The sequence below is a fragment of the Streptomyces sp. NPDC020898 genome, from assembly GCF_044333925.1.
Lineage (GTDB): Bacteria > Actinomycetota > Actinomycetes > Streptomycetales > Streptomycetaceae > Streptomyces.
In genome coordinates, this window is sequence record NZ_JBIRRV010000009.1 from 236,158 (window position 1) to 259,658 (window position 23,501).

The 23,501-nt window shown below is 71.4% G+C and carries 19 protein-coding genes and 1 tRNA gene; 4 read left to right on the plus strand and 16 right to left on the minus strand.

Annotation, left to right across the window (positions count from 1 at the left end; translation table 11 throughout):
* Window positions 1-15 precede the first annotated feature (15 nt).
* The 6 genes from ACH4TV_RS27930 to ACH4TV_RS27955 form a co-directional block, all read right to left on the minus strand.
* A complete protein-coding gene (locus ACH4TV_RS27930; RefSeq protein ID WP_398402754.1) occupies window positions 16-1,110 on the minus strand; it encodes a BMP family ABC transporter substrate-binding protein in 1,095 nt (364 codons plus the stop codon).
* 67 nt (window positions 1,111-1,177) lie between these two features.
* Complete coding sequence (locus ACH4TV_RS27935; protein ID WP_398402756.1) at window positions 1,178-1,846, minus strand: flavin reductase family protein; 669 nt, start codon at window positions 1,844-1,846, stop codon at window positions 1,178-1,180.
* Window positions 1,847-1,859: 13 nt separating this feature from the next.
* Entirely contained in the window at window positions 1,860-3,239 is a 1,380-nt protein-coding gene (locus ACH4TV_RS27940) for an amidohydrolase family protein (RefSeq protein WP_398402758.1), read from the minus strand.
* Window positions 3,236-4,258, minus strand: a complete 1,023-nt coding sequence (locus tag ACH4TV_RS27945; protein ID WP_398403006.1) for an alcohol dehydrogenase catalytic domain-containing protein — start codon at window positions 4,256-4,258, stop codon at window positions 3,236-3,238. Before ACH4TV_RS27945 ends, ACH4TV_RS27940 begins: the two co-directional genes overlap by 4 nt.
* A 251-nt stretch (window positions 4,259-4,509) precedes the next feature.
* Entirely contained in the window at window positions 4,510-5,715 is a 1,206-nt protein-coding gene (locus ACH4TV_RS27950) for a PucR family transcriptional regulator (protein WP_398402760.1), read from the minus strand.
* Window positions 5,716-5,726: 11 nt separating this feature from the next.
* Window positions 5,727-7,172 carry an aldehyde dehydrogenase family protein gene (locus ACH4TV_RS27955; protein ID WP_398402762.1) on the minus strand — a complete coding sequence of 482 codons (1,446 nt, stop codon included), beginning with the start codon at window positions 7,170-7,172 and terminating at the stop codon, window positions 5,727-5,729.
* A 73-nt stretch (window positions 7,173-7,245) separates the two neighbouring features.
* Between ACH4TV_RS27955 and ACH4TV_RS27960 the strand changes: the two genes are divergently transcribed.
* Entirely contained in the window at window positions 7,246-8,328 is a 1,083-nt protein-coding gene (locus ACH4TV_RS27960; RefSeq protein ID WP_398402764.1) for an NAD(P)-dependent alcohol dehydrogenase, read from the plus strand.
* 132 nt (window positions 8,329-8,460) lie between these two features.
* A complete protein-coding gene (locus tag ACH4TV_RS27965) occupies window positions 8,461-10,662 on the plus strand; it encodes a cytochrome P450 (protein ID WP_398402766.1) in 2,202 nt (733 codons plus the stop codon).
* A gap of 699 nt (window positions 10,663-11,361) precedes the next feature.
* Here the strand turns inward: ACH4TV_RS27965 and ACH4TV_RS27970 are convergent.
* Complete coding sequence (locus ACH4TV_RS27970; protein WP_398402767.1) at window positions 11,362-12,108, minus strand: sulfite exporter TauE/SafE family protein; 747 nt, start codon at window positions 12,106-12,108, stop codon at window positions 11,362-11,364.
* Window positions 12,109-12,251: 143 nt separating this feature from the next.
* Between ACH4TV_RS27970 and ACH4TV_RS27975 the strand changes: the two genes are divergently transcribed.
* Window positions 12,252-13,394 (plus strand): acetamidase/formamidase family protein, encoded by a 1,143-nt coding sequence (locus tag ACH4TV_RS27975; protein WP_398402768.1) that lies wholly within the window; start codon window positions 12,252-12,254, stop codon window positions 13,392-13,394.
* Between the two features lie 61 nt (window positions 13,395-13,455).
* On the opposite strand, the gene ACH4TV_RS27980 is transcribed toward ACH4TV_RS27975, so the two are convergent.
* From ACH4TV_RS27980 to galU, 8 genes are all read right to left on the minus strand, one after another.
* On the minus strand, window positions 13,456-14,046 hold the full coding sequence (locus tag ACH4TV_RS27980; RefSeq protein WP_398402770.1) for a GPP34 family phosphoprotein: 591 nt from the start codon (window positions 14,044-14,046) through the stop codon (window positions 13,456-13,458).
* Window positions 14,047-14,348: 302 nt separating this feature from the next.
* Window positions 14,349-14,422 (minus strand) — tRNA-Ala (locus tag ACH4TV_RS27985).
* A gap of 118 nt (window positions 14,423-14,540) precedes the next feature.
* On the minus strand, window positions 14,541-15,776 hold the full coding sequence (gene glpR, locus ACH4TV_RS27990; protein ID WP_398402772.1) for a gephyrin-like molybdotransferase receptor GlpR: 1,236 nt from the start codon (window positions 15,774-15,776) through the stop codon (window positions 14,541-14,543).
* Window positions 15,777-15,948: 172 nt separating this feature from the next.
* Window positions 15,949-16,578: a GNAT family N-acetyltransferase gene (locus tag ACH4TV_RS27995; protein WP_398403008.1), complete on the minus strand. Its 630-nt coding sequence runs from the start codon at window positions 16,576-16,578 to the stop codon at window positions 15,949-15,951.
* A complete protein-coding gene (locus tag ACH4TV_RS28000) occupies window positions 16,575-17,123 on the minus strand; it encodes a molybdenum cofactor biosynthesis protein B (RefSeq protein WP_398402774.1) in 549 nt (182 codons plus the stop codon). The genes ACH4TV_RS27995 and ACH4TV_RS28000 overlap by 4 nt, the downstream gene beginning before the upstream one ends.
* The gene (gene moaC, locus ACH4TV_RS28005) at window positions 17,120-17,602 is read right to left on the minus strand and encodes a cyclic pyranopterin monophosphate synthase MoaC (RefSeq protein ID WP_398402776.1); all 483 of its coding nucleotides are present in this window, start codon (window positions 17,600-17,602) and stop codon (window positions 17,120-17,122) included. The genes ACH4TV_RS28000 and moaC overlap by 4 nt, the downstream gene beginning before the upstream one ends.
* 84 nt (window positions 17,603-17,686) lie before the next feature.
* Window positions 17,687-19,009 carry a gephyrin-like molybdotransferase Glp gene (gene glp, locus ACH4TV_RS28010; RefSeq protein ID WP_398402778.1) on the minus strand — a complete coding sequence of 441 codons (1,323 nt, stop codon included), beginning with the start codon at window positions 19,007-19,009 and terminating at the stop codon, window positions 17,687-17,689.
* Window positions 19,010-19,014: 5 nt separating this feature from the next.
* Entirely contained in the window at window positions 19,015-19,917 is a 903-nt protein-coding gene (galU, locus tag ACH4TV_RS28015) for a UTP--glucose-1-phosphate uridylyltransferase GalU (protein ID WP_398402780.1), read from the minus strand.
* 130 nt (window positions 19,918-20,047) lie between these two features.
* On the opposite strand from galU, the gene ACH4TV_RS28020 reads away from it, so the two are divergent.
* Window positions 20,048-20,656 (plus strand): 5-formyltetrahydrofolate cyclo-ligase, encoded by a 609-nt coding sequence (locus ACH4TV_RS28020; protein ID WP_398402782.1) that lies wholly within the window; start codon window positions 20,048-20,050, stop codon window positions 20,654-20,656.
* 67 nt (window positions 20,657-20,723) lie between these two features.
* Here the strand turns inward: ACH4TV_RS28020 and ACH4TV_RS28025 are convergent, their stop codons facing one another.
* Window positions 20,724-23,480, minus strand: coding sequence for a penicillin acylase family protein (locus ACH4TV_RS28025; RefSeq protein ID WP_398402784.1), 2,757 nt, complete (start codon window positions 23,478-23,480; stop codon window positions 20,724-20,726).
* Window positions 23,481-23,501 lie beyond the last annotated feature (21 nt).

The following is a 23,501-nucleotide window of genomic DNA, read 5'->3' on the forward strand; positions in this document are numbered from 1 at the left end:
TGTCGGCACGGTCGGTCAGCCGAGGCGGTTGACCTCGGCCTCCGGGTCGATCTCCTTGTTGCCGATCTTCTTCATGAACTCGGCCAGCTGCTGGTCCTCGTCGCCCTGGCCCTTGCAGATCTTGATGGTCGGGTAGGGGTCGACGCCCAGCTGCCACACGCGCGGCGTGCCCATCTTCAGGTCGTCCTTGGCGAAGTCCTCCAGCGCGGCGCGGAAGTAGTCACCCGGGCTGAAGATCACCGAGATGTCGAACTTCGGGCTGGTCGAGGCGCACCGGTCGGTGCCCGGGGTGAGGGTCAGCACGCCGCTGGCGTTCGCCACCTGCGCGGCGGCGTCGGTCGCGCCCCCGAGGTAGGGGTAGATGACCTTGGCACCCTGGCTGATCTGGGCCTGGATGGCTTCCTTGGCCTTCGCCGAGTCGTTGAAGTCGCCGGTGTAGGTGCTCACCAGGGTGGCCTTGGGGACGACCTCCCGGATCCCGGCGAGGAAGGCCTTGGCGCCCAGGACACTGAAGTCGGCCTTGATGCCGGTGACGAATCCGGCCTTGGTGTAGCCGGCCGCCTTCATCTTCAGGCCCGCGGCGTAGCCGGCGGCGAGCATCGACTGGTTGGGGTTGTCGGAGGACAGCATGATCCGCGGGGTCTGGTCGATGTTCGCCGACGACGGCACGTACCAGGCGGTCTTGGCGCAGACCGGCTCCTCGGAGGCCGGGATGGCGGCCTTGAGCTCACTCGCGGCGAGCGCGACCATGTCGACCTTCTGCTGGCACAGCGCGCGTGCGGCACTGAGCGCGTCGCTCGCGGGCACGCTCCCGCGCTTGATGACCGTCCAGCCCTTTTCCTTGGCGTAGGCGTCCGCCGAGTCGACGAAACTCTCGTAGTAGCCGCGGTCGTTGATGTCCCCAGGGCTGAGGACACCGATGACGACCTTGCCGTCGCCGTTGACGTCGGGCTCGTTGAGGCCCGATCCGCCACTGGCGCCGCCGGTCGCGGCGGGGGTCGCCTTGGGTGCCGTCGCGTCGTTGCTGGCGCAGCCGGAGAGCGCGAGGGCTCCTGTGAGGGCGAGGCCGAGCGCCGCCCTGCTACGCCAGAGAGATCTGCCTGCAGTCATGTCTGCGGTTCCGTTCGCTGGGTGGGTCACCGCCCTGTGGAGGCGGTGGTGACGCGGGGGGGGTGGGTCAGTTGGCGGACCGGGCGGCCCGGTCGAGCTCGGCGTAGGAGACACGCTCCTGGTGGAAGATGGACTCCTCCCCCGCGGTGACGAACCACGGGAAGCCCATCCGCCCGACCGCTCGGACCCGGGTGGGGTCGACGCGGCCCGGGGCGGACATCAGCGAGTCGTCGGTGGTGATGCAGACGACCTCGGCGAGGACGATGTGCACGCCCGAGAAGCAGGAGGTGTGGTCGCCGCGGTCGATCACCTCGTGCACCCGGCACTCCAGGTGCGCGGGGCTGTCGGCCAGCGACGGCGTGTCGACGACCTGTGAGGGCACCGACCGCCAGGCGGCGACGTCCATCTCGCTGACGCCGCGGGGGTACTCGCGGGCCACCGCCTCGATGTGCTCGGCGAGCTCGGCGGTGGTGACGTTGACGACGAACTCGCCCGTGCGCTCGATGTTGAGCCAGGTGTCCTTCGGCTCCGAAGTCGCCTCCCGCTGGGCACCGATGGTGACGGCGATCAGCGGCGGTTCGCCGCTGACCGGCATGTAGTAGCTGTACGGCGCGACGTTGACCCCTCCGTCCGGGTCGAGCGTGGTGATCATCGCGATCGGCCGCGGTACCACCAGCTGCGAGAGCAGGCCCTGCTTCTGGGCCGGAGAGCGTCCGGACATGTCGATGACGTTCAACGGGTGGTCTCCTTTACGGGGTGCCCGCCGGCTGTGTCGGCCAGGTCGGGCGGGGCGTGAGGCCGGCGCGCCGCAGGAGAGCGGCGGACCGCTCGGCGGCGGCCTCGGCGACGGCGGCGAGGTCGATGCCGGTCGGCTGCCGGTCGCGGACGACCACACGGCCGTCGACCAGCACGTCACGGACGGTGCGCGACACGTGGCCCCAGACGAGCTGGCGGGCCAGGTCGCCCCGGGGCATCCAGGCGGGGTCACTGGTGTCGAGTACGACGATGTCCGCGGCCTTGCCGACCTCCAGAGAGCCGGTCCGCCCGCCCAGACCGACCGCTTCGGCGCCGTCGACCGTCGCGAGCGCGAACGCCTGCTCGGCGCGGATCGGGTCGGGCAGGTCCCGGTCACGTTCGAGGCCGGCGAACAGATAGGCGGCCAGGAGGACGTCCGGGGCGTCGCCGGCGTTGTGGGCGTCGCAGCCCAGGGCCACCCTGCCTCCCCGGCGTACGAGTTCGGCGTGGCGCGAGGCGCGGGTGTAGCCCTGGGCGAGGCGCAGGTAGGCCCCCGGGCAGGCGGCGACCGCGGTACGGGTGGCGAGGATCGCGTCGACCTCCGCGTCGTCGAGCCACACGGCGTGGCCCAGCAGCAGACGCGGGCCGAGGACGCCCAGTTCGCCGAAGTGGACCACCGGCCGGCGCCCGCAGCGCTGGGCGTAGGCCTCGGTGTCGGCGGGTCCCGGCGAGACGTGCCAAGTCACTCCGGTATCGAGCCGCTCGGCCAGGTTCGCCGCTCCGACGAAGAGTTCGTCGCTCGCGAGGTCGTGGCCGACGAGTGTCACCCATCCGGTGACCGGCCCGGTGGTCGGCAGGGACCGGACGATGTCCTCCTGCCGGGCGAGCACCTCGTCGGCGGGCGCGCCGAACGGCACGCCCTCGGCGTCCCAGCCCCAGCCGCCGACCCGGGCGCGGATCCCCGCGGCGGCCAGCCCGGCGGCGACCCGTTCCGGGTAGGCCACCGTGCCCGGCTCCAGCACGGTGGTGATGCCCCGGGACAGGCACTCGACGGCGGTGATGGTCGCGGCCAGTTCGTCGTCGTCACCGTCGGCGTGGGCGTGCAGCGGGACGATCCAGTCGAAGATCGACTCCTGCGAGCTGATGTGATCCGGGATCGTGCTGCGCACGAGGGGGTCGACGGTCGTGTGCTGGTGGGCGTCGACGAGGCCCGGGATGACGACACAGCCCGACGCGTCGATCTCTCTCGCGCCCGGGAAGCGGGCGCGCAGGTCCTCGGTGGTGCCGAGCGCGGCGATGCTGTCCCCGGACACGGCGATCGTCGCGCCGGTGAGGACCCGCCGTGCGGAGTCCATGGTGACGATGTCGCCACCCACGATCAGCAGGTCGTTCATGGCGTGATCACGACCTTTCCGATGGTGTCGCGGGCGCCGAGCACGTCCCAGGCGTCGGCGAGGTCCCCGAGCGGGAACCGGGCGGCGGTGGGCAGGTGCAGGCCGTCGGCGAAGCAGGCCGAGGTGGCGGCGACGAAGTCGGCCGAGGTGTAGCCCCCGGCGCCCAGCAGGCTGAGGCCGCGGTGGAAGACCTCGCGGAGAGAGAAGGACACCTGGTCGCCGCTGGTGTTGCCCAGCAGCACCAGCCGCCCGCGGATGCCGAGGCAGTCCAGTGAGGTGCGCCAGGTGCCGGTGCCGACGTGGTCCAGGACCAGGTCCGCGCCGGCGCCGTCCGTGAAGGCGGTCACCGCTTTCGCCGGGTCCGGTTCCTCGTTGCGCAGGGCCAGGTCCGCGCCGGCCGCACGGGCCGCGGCCAGCTTCGCGTCGCTGCCCGCGAACGCGACGACCGAGGCACCGGCCTGCTTGGCCAGCGCGATGGCCGCCAGGCTGACGGGACTGGCGGCCGCGTGCACCACGAAGGTCTCACCGGCGTCCAGTGCTCCGACGGTGTGTACCGCGTGCCACGCCGTCGCGAAGGCGGTGGGCAGAGTGACAGCCTCGTCGAGCGACACCGACTGGGGGACCCGTACGATCGATTCGGCGGACGCCAGGACGTATTCGGCCAGCGCGCCCGGGATGTTGCCGCCGAGGATGCGCGGGCTGACGCAGTACGCACGATCGCCCACCGAACAGCGCGGGCAGCTCCCGCAGCCCTGGGTGGGGTCGGCGACGACCCGGTCGCCGGGGACCAGGGAACTGACCGCGGATCCGGTCGCCACCACCGTGCCGGCGAAGTCCATGCCCGGTACGTGCGGAAGACGGAAGCCGGGGATCAGCCCGGGCCCCTTGCGCTGCAGCAGGTCCAGGCGGTTCAGCCCGCAGTACGCGACCTCGACGACGACATCGCGCGCACCGCACACCGGCTCCGGGATGTCCTGCAGGGACACGACTTCGGCTCCCCCGAAGTCGGTCTGCACCATCGCTCGCACCGCGGCCCTCCTCACCTTTGCCGTCTCGCATTGCGAGGCGGTGGAACGTATTGTGGGGCCACTCTGCCCATGCCGACCAGCGCTGTCAACGCTTGTATGGAAAAACTGGGTTTCGTCGGCGTTTCACCGACTGTTGTCGGCATTTCACTTGCTGTTGACTCTCACAGCGCAGGCCAGGGCGGGCCGGGAGCGGGTGCGGACGCATCGCGCCGCACGCCCCGGCGGCCCCGGCCGAGGGCGGCTCAGTGTCCGGCGGAGACCGGTTCTTCGTCGTCGCCGCGCAGCCGCTGGTCGTCGGCGGCGAGCAGGTCGAGCGCCGCGAGCGCCAGGTGCAACTGCGCCGAGGCGGCGGGAAGCAGGGGGTCCGTGCCGAGGAGGTTCTTGATCTGGCGGACCCGGTAGCCCACCGAGTTGCGGTGGAGATGGAGTTGTTCGGAGACGCTCTGCCGGCTGCCCCGCTCGGCCAGCCAGGCACGGAGGGTCGCCATCAGCTCCGGACGCTGCCGGACCGGCCCGAGGTGCGCCTCGGCGTACGCCTCCAGCTCCGCGCGCGGGAGGGGCAGCAACAACTGGACCACCCCGCAGCCACCGAAGGTGAGCAGCGGGACACGCCGGCTCCTGGCCAGCCCGAGCAGCCGTTCGGCCTCGGTGAAGGACCGGGCCAGACCGATGGTCGAGTCGGGGTGGAAACCGCTCGCCGCGACGACGTGGTCACCGGCGGACTCGTCGCCGGTCATGAGGCGCAGCCTGGTCTGCAGTCGGGAGAGCACGACCTCGCCCGACGCCACCGTCCACGCCGTACGCCCTTCCTGCTGCACGGGGTGCTCCAGCCAGGCGAGGGCGGTGGACCAGGCGCGCAGGCGGGAGCCGCTGTAGTGCAGTACGGCACCGGCCGGCGGTCGCCGCAGATCGATCCCCAGTACCGCGGCCGCCGCGCACACCGAGGGGCTCACCGTCCCGGACCGCAGCGCGGCGACGACGTCGGCCGGTGTGTGCCGCGGCGAGACCTCGGCCGAGGCGTCCCCCGCGCGCACGGCGTCGATGAGAAGCGCGGTGACGGCGGCACCGGCCAGCGCCTGCACCCGCGGGTCGGCGGGACCGACGGTCAGCAGCACGCCGCCCACCGTCGTACCCGCTCGCACGGGCAGCGCCGTGGCGCACACCCCGTCGAGCGTGTCGACCACCGGTTCCGCCACGCCGGCGAGCACGCCGTCCGCGACCGTGGCCGCGACTCCGGATCCGCCGTCGGTGGTCGCCAGCGGCACGCCCTCGGCGGACAGCAGCCGCACCTGCCGGCCGGTCGCCCGCAGAAGCGCGCGGAGCACGTCCGAGCGCGCGGCTCCGGCGAGCACGGCCTCGGTCAGCTCCCGCTCCAGCCCGGCGGGTTCGGCGTCCGGCCCCGCCCTCTCCCGGGCCGGTCCGGACCGCGCTTCTGCGACGGATCCCATGATGTCGACTCTCAGCGGGCCAACAACCGGATGGCCACGCCCTTCTCCTGCGTGTACTCGCGCAGCGCCGCGTACCCGCCGCCCCGGCTGAAGCCGCTGTCCTTCTGCATGTTGAACGGGAAGCCGATCACTCCGGCGTCGTGGAACTGGTTGACCGCCACCTGCCCGGAGCGGACGTCCTTCGCCAGCCGCAGGGCCCGGGAGACGTCGTTGGTCCAGATGCAGGCCAGCAGACCGAAGTCCGTCGCGTTCATCAGTTCGGTCGCCTCGGCCGTGTCGCGGAAGGACTGTACGGCGAGGACCGGGCCGAAGACCTCCTCGCGGGCGACGCGCATGCCCGCGTCCACGCGGTCGAACACGGTCGGCTGGACGAACCATCCGTCGCCGGTGGGCGCGCCACCGGTGACCAGCCGCGCGCCCTCGCGGGGCGCGTCCTCCAGGAATCCGCTGACGCGGGCGAACTGCGCGGCGCTGACCAGCGGACCCATGTCCAGGTCCGCTTCCCAGGGCCCGGTCTTGATCGCGGCCATGCCGGCGGCGACCCGCTCCACGACCTCGTCGTGCACCGAGGCCTCGACGAGCAGCCGGGAACCGGCGTAGCAGTTCTGTCCCGCGTTCTCGGTGATCGAGCCGACGACCGCCTCGATCGCCGTGTCGAGGTCGGCGTCGGCGAACACCACGTTCGGCGACTTGCCGCCGAGTTCGAGCTTCACCGGTACGAGGTTCTGCGCGGCGGCCGTCATGATCGCCCGCCCGGTGGCGGTGGAGCCGACGAAGCTGATGTGGTCGACGTCCGGGTGCGAGGTCAGTGCGGCGCCCGCCTCGGGGCCGCCCGCGACGACGTTGATCACCCCGGGCGGGAAGCCGGCGCGGCGGGCGAGTTCGACGAGCGCGAACGGGGCCAGGGGCGCGATCTCGGACGGCTTGAGGACGACCGCGTTGCCCGCGGCCAGCGCCGGTGCGACGTTCGCGGCCATGAGGACGGCCGGCACGTTCCACGGGATGACGACGGCGCACACGCCGTACGGCTCGGGAACCGTGTAGCCCAGGTAGTCGGGGCTGCGGGTCGGCAGCGTGACCCCGGTGAGCTTGTCGGCCGCGCCGGCGAAGTAGTCGATGATGCCGTGGGCGATGTAGATGTTCGTCCGGCCGCCGGACAGCGGCTTGCCCACGTCCCTCGCCTCGACGGCCGCCAGCGCCTCGACCTCGGCCATGACCAGGTCGGCCCAGCGCCGGATCAGTGCCCCGCGCTCGCTGGGGTTGGTCGCCGCCCAGGCGGGGAAGGCACGGCGCGCCGCGGCGACCGCGTCGCCGACATCGGCTCGGCCCGACAGCGCCACCTCGGTGATCACCTGCTGGGTGGCCGGATCGACGATGTCCAGGGTGCCGCCGTCACGGGCCGCGACCCACTCGCCGTCGATGAAGTGCTGGGAAGAAGGGAAGTCAACAGCAGCCATACGTGAACCTTGACCGACCTTGTCACGCATGTCAATATGCGATCTCGCTATGTGAGTCACTACAGGAGGCCTGGTGCGCGCCACCGCCGCTCTGCTGGAGCAAGCCGGACAGCCGTTCGTCCTGACCGAGGTGGACCTGGAGGAGCCCCGTCCCGACGAGGTGCTCGTCCGCGTCGCCGGCGTCGGCATCTGCGGCACCGACCTCGAGTTCGCGACCTTCTTCACCACACCGGCACTGCTCGGGCACGAGGGGTCGGGCATCGTCGAGCAGGTCGGCACGCACGTCACCTCCGTACGCCCCGGCGACAGCGTCACCATGTCCTTCGCGTCGTGCGGCACGTGCACCCTGTGCCGCACCGGCTCGCCCGCCTACTGCCGCGGCTTCGACGCGGTGAACTTCTCCGGCCGCCGCCCCGACGGCTCGACCGCGGTCACCCATGAGGGCCGCGAGGTCAACGCCCACTTCCTGGGCCAGTCGTCGTTCGCCAGCCACGTCGTCGCACCGGAGCGGGCGGTCGTGAAGATCGACCCCTCACTGGACCTGCTGCGGGCCGGCCCCTTCGGCTGCGGCTTCCAGACCGGCGCCGGCGGCGTGCTCAACGTGCTGCAGCCGCGCCCCGGGTCGTCGATCGCCGTCTTCGGGGCCGGGGCTGTCGGCGTGGCCGCCATCATCGCGGCCGCCCTGAGCGGCTGCGCGATCGTCGCCGCCGTCGACGTGAACCCGGCCAAGCTGGAGGCGGCCCGCGGCTTCGGCGCCACGCACACCGTCGACTCCTCGGCCGGGCCGGCCGCCGAACAACTGGCCGCCCTCGTCCCCGAGGGATTCGACTTCGTCATCGACACCACCGGGCGCGAGGACGTCCTGCGCGTCGCGGTGGAGGCTCTCGGGCCGCTCGGCCGCGCCGGGGTCATCGGCATCGGGCCGAGCGAGTCGATGAGTTTCGAGTGGCGCAGCATCCTCAACGGGCGCAGCGTCACCGGCATCATCGCCGGGTCCAGCCTGCCGCAGGTGTTCCTGCCCCAGCTGCTCGACCTGAACGCCAAGGGCCGGTTCCCGGTCGAGAAGATGATCACCTACTTCCCGTTCGAGCAGATCAACGAGGCCGTCGCGGCGGTCCGGTCCGGCTCGGTCGGCAAAGCTGTGCTGACCTTCTGAGACATCGCCCACCCGCCGTTGTCGCACAGCGCGGCAGCGCCTTAGTGTGGCGACGCCGATGAGGCACCAGACATCCGGTGGCGCGGCCGGACAACACCGCGCAGCAGGCCGAGCACGTGGAGCGTGCCCACCATGTCCGCCGACATCGACTTCGATCACCACTCCGATGAGGCCAACGCCGATCCGGTCGCCTACTACGCGCGCTTTCGCGAGTCCTGCCCGGTAGGCCGGTCCGCCGCCTACGGCGGCTTCACCTATACGACGCGGTATGCCGACGTGGCCCGTATCGCCCGCGACGACGAGACGTTCTCCTCGGCCCGCAGCGACCACGGCGGCCAGGGCGTCGGCATCGTCATCCCCAAGGGCGCGGGCCTCGACCAGTACCCGATCGAGCTCGACCCGCCGCGGTCGACCGACTACCGCCAGCTGATCAACCCGCTGCTCACCCCGGAGGCGATCGAGCGGCTGGTGCCCATGATCGAGCGCCACGCCGCCCGCGTCGTGGACGACTTCGTCGAGCTCGGCTCCTGCGACTTCGTCCGTGACCTCACCAACCCGCTGCCGGCCGCGGTGACCCTGGACTGGCTCGGTTTCCCCGAGGAGGACTGGGCGAAGCTGGCCGGTCCGATCCACGACATCTTCGCCGCGGAGGCCGGCAGCGAGCGTGCCGTGCGCGGGGCCGCCGGACTGGCCTACATGGACCAGCGCATCCGCGAGCTGATCGCCGAGCGCCGGTCGGCGCCACGGGCCGACGCGGTCAGCGAGCTGGTGGCCGGCCGGCGCGGCGACGGCAGCGAGTTCGGCGAGGACGAGCTGGTGTCGGTGATCGGCCTGCTCATCGCCGGCGGCGTCGACACCACCACCTCCCTGACCGGATCGACGCTCGTCCACCTCGCCCGCAGCCCCGAGCAGCTCCGGCGGCTGATCGACTCCCCCGACCTCCTGGACACCGCGACCGAGGAATTCCTGCGCGCGTTCGCCCCCTCCCAGTCGATGGCCCGAACGGTCACCCAGGACGTCGAGGTCGGCGGCTGCCCGATGGGAGCGGGCGACCGGGTGCTGATCCCGTGGGTCGCCGCCAACCACGACCCCGCCGTGTTCCCCGACCCCGAGCAGGTACGGCTGGACCGCGACGCCAGCCGCCATCTCAGCTTCGGCATCGGCTCCCACCGGTGCGCCGGCGCACACCTCGCCCGGGCCATGTTCCGCGCGATGATGACGCAGGTACTGACCCGGCTGCCCGACTACCGGGTGATCGAGGAGGGGCTCGTCGCCTACCCGACACGCGGCAACCAGTCCGGCTGGGACGCGATCCCGGCGGTCTTCACACCCGGCCCCCGGGCGAGTACGGCGGCAGGCGCGATCCGCGCCCTGACAACCCCCACCCCGCTGCGGGTGACCGCCGTCCACACCACGGCGCGGGACGTCGTCGCCGTCGACCTCGGCCTGCCGGACGGCGGCGAACTCCCCTCGTGGCTGCCCGGCGCGCACGTCGAGGTGCGGCTGCCCTCGGGCAGGCTGCGTCAGTACTCCCTCTGCGGTGACCCCGCCGACGCCATGACGTGGCGCGTCGGCGTCCTGCGCGAGCCCGAGGGCCGGGGCGGATCGGCCGAACTCCACGAACTGGCCCGCCCGGGAGCCACCTTCGCGGTACGCGGGCCGCGCAACCACTTCCCGCTCACGCCGGCGCCGTCCTACCTGTTCCTCGCCGGCGGCATCGGCGTCACACCGATCCTCGCCATGGCCCGTGCGGCCGCCGGACGCGGCACACCCTTCTCCGTCGTGTACGGCGGACGCACCCGCTCGACGATGGCGTTCGCCGACGAACTCGCCACCGTCGCCGGCGACAAGCTCACCCTGCTCCCCCAGGACGAGGCCGGACTGCCCGACCTCCCCCGGCTGCTGGGCGACCTGGACGCGGACACCGCCGTCTACGCGTGCGGCCCGGCGCCGATGCTGGCGGCCGTCGAGCGCGAGTGCGCCCGCCTGGATCTCACCGACCGGCTGCACCTGGAGCGCTTCACGGCGGGCGACGGCCTGGAGGCGGCGTACGACGCCACGGAGAACCGCACCTTCTCGGTCCGGCTCGCGCGCACGGGAGTCACCCTCACCGTGCCGTCCGACCGCCGCCTCATCGAGGTCCTGCGCGACGCCGTGAGCGGCCTGTCCTACGACTGCGAGAAGGGCTACTGCGGCGCCTGCGAGACCCGCGTCCTCGCCGGAACCCCCGAGCACCGGGACTCCGTACTCACCGACGAGGAACGCATTGCCGGACGCACGATGATGATCTGCGTCGGCCGGTGCCAGAGCGACCGACTGGTCCTCGACCTCTGATCCGAGGTCGGCGGTCGGCCGGCATTCGGGAACCCACCGCCGACCGACCGCCCCACGAACCCGCCACCGAACGCGACCTGCCCCGCCAGGACCCGCGCCACGGCCGCTCCGGCACACGGCGACCGACCCGCCCTCGCCCCCGAACCCAGACCGACCACGTCCCACAGCCGCCCTCCGGCAACCGACCACCCCATGAACCCGCCACTCGACGCGACCCACCCCACAGGACCCGCACCACAGCCGACCCCGGCACACGGCGACCGACCAGCCCTCAACTCTGAGCCCAGACCGGCCACGTTCCGCAGCCGCCCTTCGGCAACCGACCGTCGGCCGACCGCCCCATGAACCCGCCACCCGACGCGACCTGCCCCACAGGACTCACACCGCGCCCGACCCCGGCACACGGCGACCGACCAACCCTCGCCCCCGAACCCAGACCGACCACGTCCCACAGCCGCCCTCCGCCAACCGACCACCGACCGACCACCCCATGAACCCGCCACCCGACGCGACGTACCCCGCAGGACCCGCACCGCGCCCGACTGCGCGCGGGTCCCGCGACGCACCCCCGCAGGACCCGCACCGCGGCCGACCCCGCGCGGGTCCCGCGACGCACCCCCGCAGGACCCGCGCGGGGTGGCTGGCCCGGCACGGCCTGACGATCCTCCGGCGCTCTCCCACGCGCGGCAGCCGCGTGTGTCACCCGAAGGCGCGGACAGCCAGCCAGACGCCCGCCAGGATGCCGAAGGCGACCACGGCGGCGCGCAGCACCGGCTCGCTCAGCTTCGTCGACAGCCGGCCGCCGAGCACTCCGCCGACCAGGGACGCCGGCGCGACCACGAGCGCGATCATCCAGTGCACGGGGCCGAACAGCGCGAACACGACGAGCGACACAGTGGCCACGACCAGCTGCAACGTCCCCTTGAGCACGCTCACCTCGGCCAGCGGAGCGGACAGCGTCAGGCCGAGCAGTGCCATCAGGATGACTCCCAGCCCACCTCCGAAGTAGCCGCCGTAGACCGCGCCGGCGAGCGTGCCGGCGTACAGCCTGACGCGGTGGTCACCGGCGTCGGCGCCGAGCAGTGCCCGCAACCGGGGCTGGAAGGCGAGCAGGGCACTGGCACCGAGAACGAGGAACGGCACCGCGACCGAGAAGATCCGTGACGGAGTGAGCAGCAGCAGCGCGCATCCGGCGGCCGCACCCACCGCGGACACGACCGCCAGCGACGTCACGGAAGACGGGCGGGAAGCCCCCCGCAGTGCCGCGACATTGCCCAGGTAGCCCGGCCAGAGCGCCACGGAGTTGGTGACGTTGGCGGCCACCGTACCCAGCCCGCCGGCGATCAGGGCGGGGAAGAGGAGCAGCGACCCGCCGCCGGCTATGGAGTTGACGAATCCACCGACAAGGCCGGCACCGCCGATGAGAACAACGTCGCCGACGTCCATCCAGGTCTCCTCTGCATCCACATATACGAGATGCCATGTTGCCATACGAGACAGCTTTACGGCACGGACCCCCGCCGGAAACACCGGGGCAACGGGACGTTCCTAGCGTCGGGCCAGCCCTTCCCCTCCTTGAAAGGTGGGCCATGACCGCGATCGACTCGCCCCTCCTCGACCTCGCCGCCACCGGCTTCCCGATCCTCCAGCCCGGCCATGGAGCGATCGCGTCGACGACCTACGTCCCGGCCACGCCGGGGAACACCCTGTGGGGCCGCCTTCCGTGCGAGGCGGACGCACCGTGCGCGGTCGTGCAACCGGGCACCGTCGTCACGGTCGACACACTCAGCCACGAGGGAGTGCTGGAGGACCAGGGCCGCAACCCCACCCAGTTCTTCGGCCGTTACGGCGTCGGCGGCGGCCATGTGCTCGACGACGCCCAGCAGGTGGCGGACTCCGGTATGCCGCACGACTTCGACGACGACGGGCCGCACCTCGTCACCGGACCCATAGCCGTGGCCGGGGCCCGGCCCGGCGATCTGCTCGCCGTGACCGTTCTCGGCCTCACTCCCCGGGTTCCGTACGGCATGGTCTCCGCCCGCCACGGCTTCGGCGCACTCCCCGGCGAGATGCCGTCGACGTCCGGTCCCGCGTTCACCTTCGCCACGGCACACGCGGACCGCCACGGCGCGTGGGGCCGGATGGCGGTGGATCCGGCGGACCCCGCTCGCGGCTCACTCCGCTTCCCGCTGCGTCCCTTCCTCGGCGTGATGGGCGTGGCGGTACCCGGGGACGAGCGGCCGCACTCGGTGCCGCCGGGGCGCCACGGGGGCAACATCGACATCTCCCTGCTCGGCGAGGGCGCCACGCTGTTCCTCCCGGTGCAGGTCGACGACGCGCTGGTCTACTTCGGGGACCCCCACTTCGCCCAGGGCGACGGCGAGGTCGCCCTCACCGCGTTCGAAGCGTCGTTGCGCGCCACCGTGAAGCTCGAGGTGATACCGGGCGGTGCGGCCCTGCGGCCCGGCCATGGCCGCGTCACGCCGTTCGCCGAGACGGACGACTACCTGGTTCCGATCGGCCTGGACAAGGACCTCGACGAGGCGATGCGCGACTGCGTGCGCTGCGCGCTGGACCTGCTCGTGACCGACTACGGCATCGACCGTCATCTGGCGATGGCGTACCTCAGCGCGGCGGGCGACTTCGCGGTCTCCCAGGTCGTCGACGACGTGAAGGGCGTCCACGCGAAGATCCGCAAGTCCGACTTCCACGACGTCCGCCGACCGCACTGACCGGCGAGTACACCGATCCCGATCCCGCCGCGCCGAGGCGACACGGACCAGGCGGCGGGGTTCAGGTCCAGGAAGAGAGCGTCCCGCGCCACACACAGTCGGCGACCGCGGCCAGGATCTGGGCACAGGCCGGGCTCGTGGACCGCAGCACCGCCTCGTACTCGCCCCACTCCCAGCCGTCCGACGCGGCCCCGCACGCACTCGCCAGTGCGGCCAGCGCGATCAAGCGCCCGGAGGAACCGGCCGTACCGGCGAGGGAGCGGATCGCGGTATCCCGCCTCTCTCCGACCAGGACGTCGTAGCGACGAGCCCGCCCGGCCAGGACACCCTCAGCGATCAAGCCGACCGCCAGACGCTTGTGCGCCCCGACGCTCAGGACCCTGACCCACTCCGCCGCCGTACGCGGTCTGCGGGACGACCGGATCCGCACGAGAGCCTCGCCGAGCGCGCGGTCGCGCGGCTGTGCACCGGGGACGGCGACAACGCGTCCGCCCAGGACGTCGACGAAACCGCCCAGAGCGAGTTCCATCAGCATCGCGCCGCTCAGGCCGAATCCGAGGCCGGTGCGATAGCCGGGAACACGGCCTCGGTCGTCCAGGAACACAGCCAGCATGAAGTCTCCGCAAAGGCTGGAGGTGGCATCGGTCTTCATCCCGTTCCTCCCAGTACCCGGATCCCGAGGAGTGTTCGCAGCACTATGACGGGCGCAGAGCTCATGCGTCAATGCAAGACATCGTCCTGACATGCGGAACACGGTTGGTTGCCCGGCCAGACTCCCAGATCGACATTTCAGCGGTATGTCAGAACGCCGAGAGACACATCGGCAGTGACCGACACCGCACAAGCCGGGCAAGCACCTTGGGAAGCAACGTCGGGAGCAGGTGCCGCACTTCGCTGCTGCACAACGCAAGAAAGCCCCAGCCGGATCTCTCCGACTGGGGCTCTGAGCTGCGGTGGACCTGTGGGGATTTGAACCCCAGACCCCCTCGATGCGAACGAGGTGCGCTACCAGACTGCGCCACAGGCCCTTGCAACGAGTGGAACTCTAGCATCCCGGTCCGGGTGCTCGGAAATCCGTTCCGCGCCGGCCGGCAGAGGCTGCCGTACGCACTCCCACCTGCCCGGAGTGCCGCCGAGCACCGCTCTCTACTCGTTGGCCGCCCGGGGCCGTTCGCCGTCCTCGTACTGGTCGAACAGCGGTGTACGGCCCCGCTCGCGTGCCCGGCGGGCGGAAGCCGCGCGTCGGGCGTCGGTGCGTCCGTCCGCGTCCTCCGAGTCCGGGTCCGACTCGGACTCCGAGGTCGGTTCGTCCTGCGCCGGGTCCTCCGTCGCCGTCGATTCCTCCGCCTCGCGGCCCACCGTGCTGGACCGCGCCGAACTCCAGGCGTCGGGTCCGCCGAGGTCCACGTCGGATGTGGCGCGCGGGGCGACGGGTGCGGTCACGTACGTCGGCAGCGGGACCGGTACCGGGTCCCAGCTGTCGCCGTGGCCGGGGCGGCGCTGGCGTTCACGCTGCTGGTCGACCCACTCCGCGTGATCGGTCTGCTCGACCAGCGCACGCCGGTCAGCGGCGAGCGCGGACAGCGCCGACGGGGCGACGTCGGTGGCCGGCTCCGGGTGCTCGTCCTGCTCGTCGGCCCCGGGGTCGGCGGGCGGACGCCGCCGAGGCTGGCGCTCACGCAGTCGCTGCGCGGCGAGCTCGGCCTGGCGCCGGTCCATCTGGTAGGCGAAACGGCGCGTCTCCTGCGTACGCAGGTAGGCGATGTATCCGCTCAGCATGACTGCCGGGACTGCGGGCGCCCAGAGGAAGGCGAGTCCGCCGACGGCCGCGACGATCGCGCCGAGCGTGAAGGCGAAGAACAGCATCACCGTCGTACGCCGACGGCGCGCGAGCACCTTCGAGCGCCGGGCGCGCGCGGCGGCTTCCGCCGACTGTCCCGCGCTCCGACGAGCCGCCGGTACGCGCTCACGCTCCCGTTCCCTCGTCGGGGCCGGCGCCTGCGCCTGAACCGGTGCCTGCTGCTCCCGCTTGGGCGCCCTCGGCTGCTCCTGCTGTACCTGTTGCTCCTGCTGTACCTGCTGTACCTGAACCTTTGCCTTGGGGCGGGTCGGGGGCATGGCGAAGGCCCGGACGTCCACCGAGTCGGTGGCACCCTCCGGGGCTCCGGCGCTGGGCTCCTCCTCGTCGGTGGAGCGCGCCCGCAGGTCCTTGGCGTACCGGCGCTCCATGCCCGCCCGTCCGGACAGAAGCCGGATTGCGGTGCTGAAGCGTTCCGTCGGACGAGCCTCGTTCAGCTCGTCCTGCCTACGGAGCCACATCGGCACCAAGTAGGCGGCCCAGGCCCCGACAATGACTGCGTAGATGAGGCCGCTGCTGCTCACGCCTCACACGGTAGAGGGGTTTGCGTGAGGCCATCTGCCAATTGAGCCGGTGTGTCGCACGATCTGGCTGATATTTCGAGCTTTTTTTGTGACCGATGCGATCAGCAGGTCACCGGGAGCGTGAATTTAACGTCCAGAGACGATCGCCGACCCATTAATTTCGAACATATATTCAATTCCGCGGTGTGTTCTGGGAGCGTGCCCGCTGCCAGCGGCTCAGCAACCCCTCCGGCACCTCTTCGGCGGTCAGCGCGAAGATGAGATGGTCGCGCCAGGCCCCGTCGATGTGGAGATAACGCGGCCGGAGTCCCTCCTCGCGGAATCCGAGTTTCTCCACGACCCGGCGGCTGGGCCCGTTCTCGGGGCGAATGCAGACTTCGACGCGGTGCAGTCCGACCGTGCGGAAGCAGTGGTCGACCGCCATGGCGACCGCGGTCGGCATGACGCCACGTCCTGCCACCGCCTCGTCCACCCAGTAGCCGACGTGGCCCGAGCACATCGAGCCCCAGGTGATGCCGGCGACCGTCAACTGGCCGACCAGTTGCCCCTGGTACTCGATGGCGAACGGCAGCATCCGGCCCGCGTTGGCCTCCGCGCGCAGATGCCGGACCATCTGGCGATAGGTCGGCCGGTGGGCGATCGGGCCGCTCGGTGTCGGGGGCGGGATCGTCGCCTCCCAGGGGCGCAGCCAGTCCCGGTTGCGGCGGTTGACCTCGCGCCAGGCCCGCTGGTCGCGCAGCCTGACGGGCCTCAGGACGACATCGCCGTCCCTCAGCTCGACGGGCCAGGATGGGCTGTTCAGCTCGCACCCCCGCTGCTGCCGTCGGGTCTGGGGTGATCGCCGCCGCGGATCTGGTCGACGGCGTGTTTCAACAGGGGTTCCAGGACGGCCAGTCCGTCCTTCACCCCGCCGGTGGAACCCGGCAGATTGACGATCAGCGTTCCGCCCGCGACTCCGGCGAGCCCGCGCGACAGCGCCGACGTCGGCACCTTCTCCCGTCCGAACGCCCTGATGGCCTCGGCGATGCCCGGCACCTCGTGGTCGAGGACCGCGCGGGTCGCTTCCGGGGTGCGGTCGGTGGGCGAGATGCCGGTGCCGCCGGTGGTGACGATGACGTCGTACCCGGCCTCGACACCGGCCCGCAGGGCGTTCTCGACGGGGTCGCCGTCGGGCACGACCCACGGTCCGTCGACGGCGAAGCCGAACGTCTCCAGGCCGGCCGCGATGAGGGGGCCGCCCTTGTCCTCGTAGACGCCGGCCGCCGCACGGTTGGACGCGGTCACGACCATGGCGGCGTAGGCCGTGAGCAGCGGGCCCCCGAAATCGAGAGGCAGTGTCTGCGTCATGCCCTGCTCCAGTCGCCCGACTTCCCGCCGGTTTTCTCCTCCACCCGCACGTCCGTGATGACCGCCCCCTTGTCGACCGCCTTGACCATGTCGATCACGGTGAGCGCGGCGATCGAGACCGCCGTGAGGGCCTCCATCTCGACGCCCGTGCGGTCCGTCGTCTTCACGGTGGCCAGGATCTCGACGGCGTCGTCCGCGACCGACAGATCCAGTTTCACACCCGACACCGACAACGGGTGACAGAGCGGGATGAGATCCGGGGTGCGCTTGGCGCCCATGATGCCCGCGATGCGCGCGGTGGCCAGGGCGTCGCCCTTGGGGACGCCCTCCCCGCGCAGCAGTTCGATCACGCGGGGTGAGACGAGAACGCGGCCGCTGGCACGGGCGGTGCGCGCGGTCACGTCCTTGCCGGATACGTCGACCATGCGGGCGGCGCCCGCCTCGTCGATGTGCGTCAGTCGGTCGTCCTGCGTGCTCATGTGCTGCGGCGCTCCCGGTCGGGCCTGTTGTGCGCGACACGGTACTCCCCACTCGCACCCCTCGGCCGCCCCCGGCCTCCCCGGTCAGCCGAGCAGCACGACCTCGACCTCGGCGCCGGGCTCCACGGACTCCTTGTCCTCCGGTACGACGATCAGCGCGTCGGCGTGGGCGAGCGCCGCGATCAGGTGTGATCCGGCGCCGCCGACCGGCGTCACCCGGCCGTCGGCGTACTTCCCGCGCAGGAACTGGCGGCGCCCGGACGGCGAGGTCAGCGCCTTGTCCGTGTCCAGGACCGCCCTGGTCACGGGCCGGTGGACGTCCGGCAGGCCCATCAGGGCACGGATCGCGGGCCGCACGAACAGCTCGAAGGAGACGTACGACGACACCGGGTTGCCCGGCAGGGCGAGCAGCGGGGTGTGGTCGGGGCCGATGGTGCCGAAGCCCTGGGGTTTGCCGGGCTGCATGGCGAGCTTGCGGAAGTCGACGCCGGCGCCGGGCTCGTCCTCGTCGGCGACGTGCGAGAGGGCCTCCTTGACGACGTCGTACGCGCCGACGCTGACGCCTCCGGTGGTGACGACGAGGTCGGCGCGGACGAGCTGGTCCTCGATGGTGGAGCGGAGGGTCTCGGCGTCGTCGGCGACCGCGCCCACGCGGTAGGCGATCGCCCCGGCGTCCCGGGCGGCGGCGGTGAGGGCGAAGCTGTTGGAGTCGTAGATCTGGCCGCTGCCGAGCTTCTCGTCGGGCTGGATCAGCTCGCTGCCGGTCGACATGACGACCACGCGCGGGCGTGGGCGCACACGTACGGTGCCGCGGCCGATCGCGGCGAGCAGGGCGATCTGCGGCGGGCCGAGGATCGTGCCCTCGGCGAGGGCGCGGTCGCCGGCCTGGACGTCGCTGCCCTGCGCGCGTACGTGCGCGCGTGCCGGTGCCGGGCGGTGCACGCGCACCTCGCCGTGGGCGCCGTCGGGGTCGGCGCTGCGGGCGCGCATGCCGGTGACGGGGCCCTCGCCGAGGCCCCCGTCGGTCCATTCCACGGGGACGACGGTCTCGGCGCCGGGCGGCAGCGGGGCGCCCGTCATGATGCGGGCGGCCTGGCCGGGGCCCACGTGGAGCAGGCCGCCCTGGCCGGCCGCGACGTCCCCGATCACCGTCAGGACGGCCGGGTACTCCTCGCTCGCGCCCGCGACATCGGCGACCCGGACCGCGTACCCGTCCATGGAGCTGTTGTCGAACGGCGGCAGGGAGACCTGCACCGTGACCTCCTCGACCAGGACGCAGCCCTGGGCGTCGAGGATCTGCAGCTCGATGGGTTCGAGGGGGCGGACGGTCGCGAGGATGTCCTCCAGGTGCTCGTCCACCGACCACAGGTGGTCCTGGCCGGTGGTGCGGGGCGCGGCGCTGCTCAACGTTGCTACATCTCCTCGGCTACGTAACTGCGAAGCCAGGTCCGGAAGTCCGGGCCCAGGTCCTCACGTTCGCATGCGAGTCTGACAATGGCACGCAGGTAGTCGCCGCGGTCCCCGGTGTCATAGCGGCGGCCCTTGAAGACGACGCCGTGCACGGGGCCGCCGACCTTCTCGTCGTCGGCGAGCTGCTGGAGGGCGTCGGTGAGCTGGATCTCGCCGCCGCGGCCGGGCTCGGTCCGGCGGAGTATGCCGAAGATGTGCGGGTCGAGGACGTAGCGGCCGATGATCGCGTAGTTCGACGGGGCGTCCGCGGCCTCGGGCTTCTCGACCAGGCCGGTGACCTTGACGACGTCGCCTTCGTCGGTGGTCTCGACGGCCGCGCAGCCGTACATGTGGATCTGTTCGGGGGCGACCTCCATGAGGGCGATCACGCTGCCGCCGTGCTGTTCCTGGACCTCGATCATGCGCTGGAGCAGGGGGTCGCGGGGGTCGATGAGGTCGTCGCCGAGGAGGACGGCGAAGGGCTCGTCGCCGACGTGCGGGGCCGCGCACAGGACGGCGTGGCCGAGGCCCTTGGGGTCGCCCTGGCGGACGTAGTGCATGGTGGCGAGGTCGCTGGACTCCTGGACCTTGGCGAGTCGCGCGGCGTCGCCCTTCTTCTGAAGGGCGGACTCCAGCTCGTAGTTGCGGTCGAAGTGGTCCTCAAGGGGGCGCTTGTTGCGTCCTGTGATCATGAGGACGTCATCGAGGCCCGCGGACGCGGCCTCCTCGACCACGTACTGGATCGCCGGCTTGTCGACGACCGGCAGCATCTCCTTGGGAGTGGCCTTGGTGGCCGGCAGGAACCGGGTGCCGAGGCCTGCTGCGGGGATGACAGCCTTGCTGATCCTGGGGTGCGACTCAGTCATGCCCGCAACCTTATCCGGTGCCTTTGGGCTGATTCTGAGGCTCCGGTTAATTGACGCTCATATCGGCACATGCACCCTTTGAGCTGCATGAGAGCACTGGCAGAGCACGGGAAGGGACTCCGGGAGAGCCATGGTGACAGAGCCTGACAAGCGATTGTTGCGGCGTGAATTCCTCACGGTGAGAAGCAGGTTGACGGCCGACGACGTCCAGGACGCGGCGACGGCACTGGCCGCCGGCGCGCTCGGCCTGCCCGAACTGGCGCACGCCCGCACGGTGGCCGCGTACGTCTCCGTCGGCACCGAACCCGGCACCCGGGCGCTGCTCGACGCTCTCCACGCGCGCGGGGTACGGGTCCTGCTGCCGGCCCTCCTCGCGGACAACGACCTGGACTGGGGCGCGTACCGCGGGGAGGGGTCCCTGGTGGAGGTGCGGCACGGCGGGCGGATGGCCCTCCTGGAGCCGTCCGGCGAGCGCCTGGGACCGGACGCCGTGACGGGCGCCGACGCCGTCCTGCTGCCCGGCCTCGCCGTGGACGACCTCGGGATGCGCCTGGGGCGCGGCGGGGGCTCGTACGACCGTGTGCTGGCCCGGCTGGAGCGGGCGGGCACCGATCCGGCCCTGGTGGTGCTGCTGTACGACTCCGAGGTCGTCCGCCGTGTCCCGGCCGAGCCGCACGACCGGCCGGTGCACGCGGTGGTCACGCCGTCGGGAGTGCGCCGGTTCCGCGGCCGTCCCTGACGGTGGGCCCCGAATGCGAACCGGCCCTCCACGCGCGCGTGGAGGGCCGGTTCGGGTCAGCGGGTGCTCACGACGGTTTCAGCGACAACGTGTCGCTCGTGCCGGCGTCGACGGCCTGGTCCGTGAAGGACCAGTCCAGGAGTTCGCCCTTGACCCACTTGCCCGTCTGGTCGGTGTAGTGGTCGCTGAAGGCGTGCCCGGAGGCTCCCGTCAGGTTGATCCACTTCGACTTGTCGAGGTCGCCGAGGTTGACCACCATCCGCATCGACGGCACCCAGACGACGCCGTAGCCGCCGGCCGCGTTCCAGCCGGTCGCGTTGACCGTCGCCTCGCCGCCGCCGAGCCTCCAGGGGCCGCGGTTGAGCATGTACTGCACGACCGCGGGACCTTCGGTGCCCAGGGTCTGGTTCTTCAGGAACAGGCGGTGCAGCCGGCCCCAGCTCCAGGTGTCGATGTCCTTGCCGAGCTTGGCGGTCAGCTCCCAGCGGGCGTCCGACATGGCGCGCGCGAACAGCTGGTCGCGGTTGGTCGCCGCCTTCTCGGTGCGGGTCTTCGGGGTGCTCCACCAGGAGTTGTCCTGGTCGTTGATGATCTTGCGGACCACCTCGAACCAGCGGTCGCCGCCGTCCGGCTGCGCCTGGTCCGCGTCCCGCTGACCGCACTCCAGCACCGGCTGGTCCGCGTCGGCGGGGCCGGTGGTGTTCACCGGCCTGACGTACAGGCACTGGCCCTTGACCCGCACCTCCTTGGGCAGCTTGTTGCCGAAGGCGAGCTTGAGGATGTTGCGCCAGACCGAGTTGAAGTAGGCCGCCGCGGCCGAGTCGGCGTCCTGGGTGTAGTCCCAGCCCACCAGGAGCTTCTGCGCCTCACGGACGTACTTGTCGTCGACGTCGATCGCCAGCAGCTTGGGCACCAGCAGCTTGGCGATCTCGCTGCTGTTGTCGAGCTGCATCTGGCGCATGTCGTCGGTGGAGATCTTGCCGCCGCCCCTGATCTTCGAGGCGATCAGGTCGGCGATGCGCTGGCTGCGGGTGCCGTAGCCCCAGTCCGTGGTGAGCGTGTACGGGTACTTGGCCTGGTCGACGACGGCCTGGTTGGCGGTCACGATGTAGCCGCGCTTCGGGTTGAACTCGAAGGGCAGTTCGGCCTGCTTGAGGTAGCCGGTCCAGCGGTACTTGGAGTCCCAGCCGGGCACCGGGAGGGAGCCGTCGTCGCCCGCCGCGCGCGTGGGGATGCGTCCCGGCAGCTGGTAGCCGATGTTGCCCTCGGTGTCCGCGTAGACGAGGTTCTGCGAGGGCACGTCGAAGGAGGCAGCGCCCGCGCGGAACTCGGCCCAGTTCTTGGCCTTGTCGATCAGGAAGACGGCGTCCATGGAGTTGCCGGGGTCCAGCGCGGTCCAGCGCAGCGCGATGCCGTAGCCGTCGCCCCGGTCGGGGGCCGAGGCGTCGACGGTGGCCTTCTGGCCGACCTTCACCAGCTCGTCCTCGCGGTCGGACAGCAGGGGCCCGTTGTCGGTCTCGCGGACGACGATCGTCTTGGGGCTGCCGCCGGCGACCTTGATGGTCTCCTCGCGCGTGATGAAGGGCTTCGTCTTCCCGTCGACCAGGTAGCCGTCGCCGGAGAGCTTCTCCAGGTAGAGGTCGGTGACGTCGGCGCCCGAGTTGGTCATGCCCCAGGCGATGTCGCCGTTGTGGCCGATTATCACGCCGGGCATGCCCGCGAAGGTGTACCCGGAGACGTCGTACTGGCACTTGGCGGAGATGCTCCGGCAGTGCAGGCCCATCTGGTACCAGACGGACGGCAGCGACGGCGACAGGTGCGGATCGTTGGCCAGCAGCGGCTTGCCGGTGATGGTGTGGGCGCCCGCGACGACCCAGGAGTTGGAGCCGATGCCGTTGCCGTTCACACCGACGGCCGTCGGGACGTCGTCCAGGGCGCTGTAGAGGCCCTCCAGCTGGCTCTGGAGAGCCGCGGAGTCCACGATGGTGGAGCCGGCCGCACCGGACGCCGCGGACTGCGTGCTCGCGGCGCTGCCGCCCTGGACGAAGGTCTGCGTAGCGGCGTCGTACGCGCCTTCCTGGACGATCGGCTTGTTCCGGCTGTACGGGTACTCCGGGTACAGGTCGGCGATCTGCTGCGGGCCGAGGCGGCTGGTCAGGAGGGACCGGTCGATCTCGTCCTCCATGTTGCCGCGCAGGTCCCAGGCCATCGCCTTCAGCCACGCGACCGAGTCGACCGGGGTCCACTCCTGCGGCTTGTAGTCGTTGGTGAACCCGAGGGCCGCGTACTCCAGGGAGATGTCCGCGCCGTCCTTGCCCTTGAGGTAGGCGTTGACCCCCTTGGCGTAGGCCTGGAGGTACTTCTTCGTGGCGGCCGACAGGGTCTTGTCGTACTCCTCCTTCGCCACCCGGTCCCAGCCCAGGGTGCGCAGGAACTCGTCCTCGTCGACCAGCCCCTTGCCGAACATCTCGGAGAGCCGGCCCGAGGTCATGTGCCGGCGTACGTCCATCTCGTAGAACCGGTCCTGCGCCTGGACGTAGCCCTGTGCCATGAACAGGTCGTCGTCGGAGGAGGCGTAGATCTGCGGGATGCCGTAGCTGTCGCGCTTGACGTCGACGGGTCCTGAGAGACCGTCGAGCGTTATGGACCCCTTGGTCTGCGGGAAGGAGGCCCGCACGGTGCTGACGGACCAGAACGCGCCGTAGGCGACGCCTCCGATAAGGGCCAGGACCAGGACAATCACGAACAGTCGGGCTTTGCGCCCCTTCTTCCTGCCGGACTTGCCGGGCTTGTGTCCGGAAGAGCTGGTGGTAGTGGGGGGCATCGCTGTCCTTGCTGTCCTAAC